This window comes from Mesorhizobium sp. M7A.F.Ca.CA.004.04.2.1, from assembly GCF_004022825.1.
Taxonomy (GTDB): Bacteria; Pseudomonadota; Alphaproteobacteria; order Rhizobiales; family Rhizobiaceae; genus Mesorhizobium.
In genome coordinates, this window is sequence record NZ_RZPH01000375.1 from 1 (window position 1) to 5,253 (window position 5,253).

General features: G+C 63.0%; 6 protein-coding genes. 3 read left to right on the forward strand and 3 right to left on the reverse strand.

The window, feature by feature from the left end:
• Both EN893_RS17605 and EN893_RS17610 read right to left on the reverse strand, forming a co-directional pair.
• On the reverse strand, positions 1 to 710 hold a 710-nt coding region (locus EN893_RS17605; RefSeq protein ID WP_281062486.1), incomplete at its 3' end, for a GH25 family lysozyme.
• A 246-nt stretch (positions 711 to 956) separates the two neighbouring features.
• Positions 957 to 1,175 (reverse strand): hypothetical protein, encoded by a 219-nt coding sequence (locus EN893_RS17610; RefSeq protein ID WP_013532811.1) that lies wholly within the window; start codon positions 1,173 to 1,175, stop codon positions 957 to 959.
• 214 nt (positions 1,176 to 1,389) lie between these two features.
• Between EN893_RS17610 and EN893_RS17615 the strand changes: the two genes are divergently transcribed.
• Together EN893_RS17615 and EN893_RS17620 are read left to right on the forward strand one after the other, a co-directional pair.
• A complete protein-coding gene (locus tag EN893_RS17615) occupies positions 1,390 to 3,159 on the forward strand; it encodes an acyl-CoA dehydrogenase (protein ID WP_128361672.1) in 1,770 nt (589 codons plus the stop codon).
• Positions 3,160 to 3,179: 20 nt separating this feature from the next.
• Positions 3,180 to 3,932, forward strand: a complete 753-nt coding sequence (locus EN893_RS17620) for a crotonase/enoyl-CoA hydratase family protein (protein ID WP_127270336.1) — start codon at positions 3,180 to 3,182, stop codon at positions 3,930 to 3,932.
• Positions 3,933 to 3,935: 3 nt separating this feature from the next.
• Here the strand turns inward: EN893_RS17620 and pdxH are convergent, their stop codons facing one another.
• The gene (pdxH, locus tag EN893_RS17625) at positions 3,936 to 4,553 is read right to left on the reverse strand and encodes a pyridoxamine 5'-phosphate oxidase (RefSeq protein ID WP_127270335.1); all 618 of its coding nucleotides are present in this window, start codon (positions 4,551 to 4,553) and stop codon (positions 3,936 to 3,938) included.
• A gap of 77 nt (positions 4,554 to 4,630) precedes the next feature.
• Between pdxH and EN893_RS17630 the strand changes: the two genes are divergently transcribed.
• Positions 4,631 to 5,092 carry an RT0821/Lpp0805 family surface protein gene (locus EN893_RS17630; protein ID WP_127270334.1) on the forward strand — a complete coding sequence of 154 codons (462 nt, stop codon included), beginning with the start codon at positions 4,631 to 4,633 and terminating at the stop codon, positions 5,090 to 5,092.
• Positions 5,093 to 5,253 lie beyond the last annotated feature (161 nt).

The window sequence follows — 5,253 nt, forward strand, 5'->3', positions numbered from 1 at the left end:
ATGTCGTTAGGCGTGCCGGCAACCCTGTAAGGGCAGCGGAAACGGCCGCAATTGGCTTGCGCCGAAAACTGCCACAGTGCGTAGCCTTGCCAGTTGCCCATCGGAAAATGCACGTCGATGTCCTTGGTGTAGCGCGCATACCAGAGCGGCAGCCGCGACAGGAGCCGGTATCGGTACCTGTTGTCGGCAATATGCTGGGCGGTCTTGCCGTTGGTGTACAGCACCGGGAAGCGGCCGATGCGCCGATGCACCTGGCGTACGAACTCCTCGGCATCGTCGAGCGACATCCATTGCGAGGGGTCATTGCCCTCGATGTCGAGAGCCATGAGATCGTCCGGCGCAGGCTCGGCGAAATCGAGGAAATTGTTGGCCTGCTCGACCGGATTGCCGGGACGGGCAAGGTGATAGGCGCCCCATTTCAGGCCGAGTGCCTTGGCCACCACCCGGCGCGTCTGGAACAGTTCGCGCGTCACCGCATGGCGTTTCCACAGCGCCTTGCAAAGCTTCACCTCAATGTCGTTGCCCAAGCAGAAATAGGGGGGCGGCACGCCGTCGGAGGCCTTGTTGATGAAGCCCACGATCCGCTTGTCGGTGGCGAGCTGGGCCCAGTCGATGGAATTATATTCGTAGGCATCGACGACCAGAGCGCGGTCGGCGTTCTTCCACGGCTCGGAGAAATCCGAGGCCGTTGCCGCCGTCGAAAGCGCCATCGTCGCCGCAAGAGCGAGGATCGCCAGCGCATGCCGGCCAAAAGTGTGCAGCGGTTTTGGGGCAACGACATGCGCAGGAAACAGAGGCTTGAAGGGTGTCGGTACGACACTCTTCAAGCGGCGAAGGAGGTGCGCCGTCCTTTTCAAAACAGGGAATCCCCGTTGACCAAAAACAAATCCTGAACGGCTATGGTTAAGGAAGTGCTTTCGGGGCTGGCCTCAGAAAAGCTGGCCACGCATCAGCCGCTAGAATTCAAACGGGTCAGGCGCCGGCTCTTGCCGCAGCGTGCCTTCGGCGGCGCGTTTGCGGTGGTGGGCGAGCGAGCATTGCGGCGAGCACAAAATGCCGCGATCCGACCAGTAGGCGGCACCATGGTCCAGTCTGCCCCCATGGTAGCAGAACCCCTCCGCTCGATAGGGCAGGCCGCATTCGATGCAGCGGTAGGCGTCGGGTCTGGCAAGCATAGGCGGTTCCGGTTGGCTGGTCTGATCCATCGCCGGTCGACTTGATCCGGCATGGGTTGAACTTAATACGCGCCGCCGCGATTGCAAAATCCGCGTGACAAAATTTGACGTTTACGTAAAAAGAAGATGGGAGACCGCTGATACGGCGGGTGGTTTTGCAGCGGCACCGGTTCTAGGGTTGGGCAGGCCGATGCAATCAGGAGGAGTGGGCGGCATGTATAGGGCACCGGTCGAGGATATCGCCTTCACGCTCAAGCACGTGGCCGGCATGAAGTCGGCGCTCGATGCCGGCACCTTCGGCGATCTCGGCGAGGACCTGGTCGATGCCGTTCTGGGTGAGGCCGGCCGTTTCGCCACCGAAGAGGTCGCACCGCTCTACACGATCGGCGATCGGCAGGGTGCGGTGCTGAAAGGCGGCGCCGTCACCACGCCGCCCGGCTGGAAGGAACTCTATCGCCGCTGGATCGATGGCGGCTGGAATGCGCTCTCGGGGCCTGAGGAATATGGCGGCCAGGCGCTGCCGACCATGCTCGGCGTGGCCGCGCTCGAAATGTGGAACTCCGCCGCCATGGCCTTCGGCATCGGCCCGACGCTGACCATGGGCGCGGTCGAGGCGCTCGACAAACACGCCTCCGAAGACCTCAAGGCCAAATATCTCGAAAAGCTCGTCTCCGGCGAGTGGATGGGCACGATGAACCTGACCGAGCCGCAAGCCGGCTCGGATCTCGCCGCCTTGCGCGCCCGCGCCGAGCCGGCGGGTGACGGCAGCTATCGCATCTTCGGCCAAAAAATCTTCATCACCTATGGCGAGCACGATTTCACCGACAACATCATCCATCTCGTGCTGGCAAGGCTGCCCGATGCGCCGGCCGGCACGCGCGGCATATCGTTGTTCCTGGTGCCGAAATTCCTGGTTGGCGACGATGGCGCGCTCGGTGCCCGCAACGACGTCTTCTGTTCCGGACTTGAGCATAAACTCGGAATCCATGCCTCGCCGACCTGCACCATGATCTATGGCGACGGCTTTGGAGGCGCCAAGCCCGGCGCCGTCGGCTGGCTGATCGGCGAGGAGAACAAGGGGCTCGCCTGCATGTTCACCATGATGAACAATGCGCGGCTTTGTGTCGGCATGCAGGGGGTGGCGGTCGCGGAAGCCGCAACGCAGAAGGCGATCGCCTATGCCAATGAGCGCCGGCAGGGCAAGGCCGCGAGCTACACTGGCACGGGTATGGCGCCTATCGTCCATCACCCCGATGTCCAGCGTAACCTGTTGACCATGAAGGCGCTGACCCAGACCGCACGCGCCATCAGCTATTCCTGTGCCCACGCCATCGACATGGCCCGTGTCTCCGCCGGTGACGAGGCGGCATACTGGCGCGATCGCGCCAATCTGCTGACGCCGCTGGCCAAGGCGTTCTCGACCGATATCGGCGTCGAGGTTGCCTCGCTCGGCCTCCAGGTTCATGGCGGCATGGGCTTCATCGAGGAGACGGGAGCGGCCGCCTTCTATCGCGATGCGCGCATCGCCCCGATTTACGAGGGCACCAACGGTATCCAGGCGATCGATCTGGTGATGCGCAAGCTGCCGCTCGGCGGTGGCGACCATGTGCATGGTTACATCGCCGAACTGGCTGATATGGCCGCAGCGGTGCGGCCGAAACCCTGCATGTTCGAGGTCCGCACCGCCGCCGCTCTCGACGCGGCACTTGGCGATCTCAGCGAAGCGACCCGCTTCCTGCAAAAACTGACGGCCGATGGCCGATCGGAAGAGGCGCTGGCAGGCGCCACGCCCTATCTCAGGCTGATCTCGCTTGCCGCCGGCGGCGCCTATCTGGCGCGCGGTGCTCTTGCCGATCACAACCGCATAGCGCTTTGCCGTTTCTTTGCCGAAAACCTGCTCGGCGAGGTCAGCGCCTTGAGGGCGCGCGTCATTGATGGCGCCGAAAGCCTCGCCGCTGCCGGCAAGACGCTCGTCTCTGCCTGACGTTTCACAAGGAAAACACCGTGACAGACCATATCCTCGTCGAGCGCCAGGGCGCCATCCAGATCATCCGCATGAATCGGCCGGACAAGAAGAACGCGCTGACGCGCTCCATGTATGCGAAAATGTCAAAAACCCTGGCCGAGGGCGACGCCGACCCGGCCATCCGCGTCCATGTCTTTCTCGGCGTGCCCGGCGCCTTCTCCTCCGGCAACGACCTTGCCGACTTCATGGTCGTCGCCACCGGCGGCGACGGCGGCACCGAAGTCTGGGATTTCCTGATGGCGCTGGCCAAGGTCGAAAAACCCATGGTCTCCGGCGTCGACGGCATCGCGGTCGGCATCGGCACGACGCTCAACCTGCATTGCGACCTGACTTTCGCCACGCCACGCACCGTGTTCAGGACGCCTTTCGTCGACCTGGGCCTTGTGCCTGAAGCGGGATCGAGCCTGCTGGCACCGCGCATTCTGGGCCAGCAAGCCGCTTTCGCGCTGCTCGGTCTTGGCGAGGGTTTTTCGGCCGAGCGCGCCAAGGCCGCCGGCCTGATCTACGAGGTGGTCGAGGAAGCAGCGCTGGAGGCTTCGGTATTGGCGGCAGCCGGCCAGATCGCCGCCAAGCCACCACAGGCGCTGAAGATCGCGCGCAACCTGATGCGTGGTTCGCGCGACGATCTCGTCGCCCGCATCGGCGTGGAAAGCGAGCATTTTCGCGAGCGGCTGAAGTCCGATGAGGCGCGCGCCGCGCTCACCGCGTTCATGACGAGAAAGAAGGCCTGAGCCTCAGGGATAAAGCCGTGTCTTGTCCCAGCCGTCCTTCGCACTGCGCGTAAAAACGAGCCGGTCGTGCAGGCGGAACGGCCTGTCGTGCCAGAACTCGATGGTGCTGGGCACGATGCGGAAGCCGGACCAGTGCTTTGGCCGCGGGATCTCGCCGATCGGATAGCGTGCCGTGTATTCCGCCACCGCTTTCTCCAGCGCAAAGCGGCTTTCCAGCGGCCGCGATTGTTTCGAAGCCCAGGCGCCGATGCGGCTGCCGCGCGGCCGTGTCGCATAGTAGGCGTCGGCTTCGGCGTCGCTGACGATCTCCACCGGTCCGCGAATGCGCACCTGGCGGCGCAGCGACTTCCAATGGAAACACATCGCCGCCTTCATGCTGCCAAGAATCTCCTGGCCCTTGGCGCTCTCGAAATTCGTGTAGAAGACAAACCCGCTTTCATCGAACCCCTTGAGCAACACCATACGCACATCCGGCATGCCGTCGGCATCGACGGTCGCCAGAGCCACGCCGTTGGGGTCGTTCGGCTCGCTTTTCGTGGCGTCGTCCAGCCATGCGGCAAAGAGGCGAAACGGTTCGGCAGCCTCGGTAAAGTCACCGCTTGTTAACTCAGTGTCACTCATAGTTTTTCTCAAATTGTCACGAAGCCAAGATTCTTACAAAACCAAGATTCTTTACGAAGCAAGGGGGAGGCTGCCGATTGTCGCGTATCGCGCAAGCTTTTGACAGCAGGCAATGGAGCGTTATCGCTTCGGCCAGCGCGAAAGCCGCGATCGTGGCGCTCGCCTTGCCGCTTGCCGCGTGTGGCGCCGGCGGCTTCAGCCTGGAAAAAGCCGAAGTCGACCGCTCGATCCTGACCAGCAGCACGTCTGCTTCGGCCGCGCCGGCCAATTTGGATCGCGACTCCGACCAGACGACGATCGGCAATGCGGTTTCCTCGGCCGACATCGAGCAACTCGGCGGGCAGGCCGTGCCGTGGGCCAATGCCGGCACCGGCTCGCGCGGTTCCATCACCGATCTGGCGGAATTGAAGGACAACGGCCAGACCTGCCGCCGCTTCAAGGCCTCGCGCGAAAGCTTTGACGGCGTTGCCATGTTCGAAGGCGAACTGTGCCTGGCCAGCGCCGGCGGCTGGCGCATGCAGGACTTCAAGGCGCTCTGATTTTCCGCGTCTGATATGCTGCTCCAGCACTGGAATTTCTTCCTATGCGAGCGCATATAGGTGGCACAAGAGACTCAACTCTACTCCAGGGCAGTAAGCACATGCGCGACCCCTATGAGGTGCTGGGCGTTGCCAGGAACGCATCGGCCAAGGACATAAAG

Excerpts from the sequence above, each read along its gene's own strand:
- pdxH (WP_127270335.1), bottom strand. The coding sequence starts at position 4,553 with ATGAGTGACACTGAGTTAACAAGCGGTGACTTTACCGAGGCTGCCGAA.
- EN893_RS17610 (WP_013532811.1), bottom strand. The coding sequence starts at position 1,175 with ATGCTTGCCAGACCCGACGCCTACCGCTGCATCGAATGCGGCCTGCCC.
- EN893_RS17615 (WP_128361672.1), top strand. The coding sequence starts at position 1,390 with ATGTATAGGGCACCGGTCGAGGATATCGCCTTCACGCTCAAGCACGTG.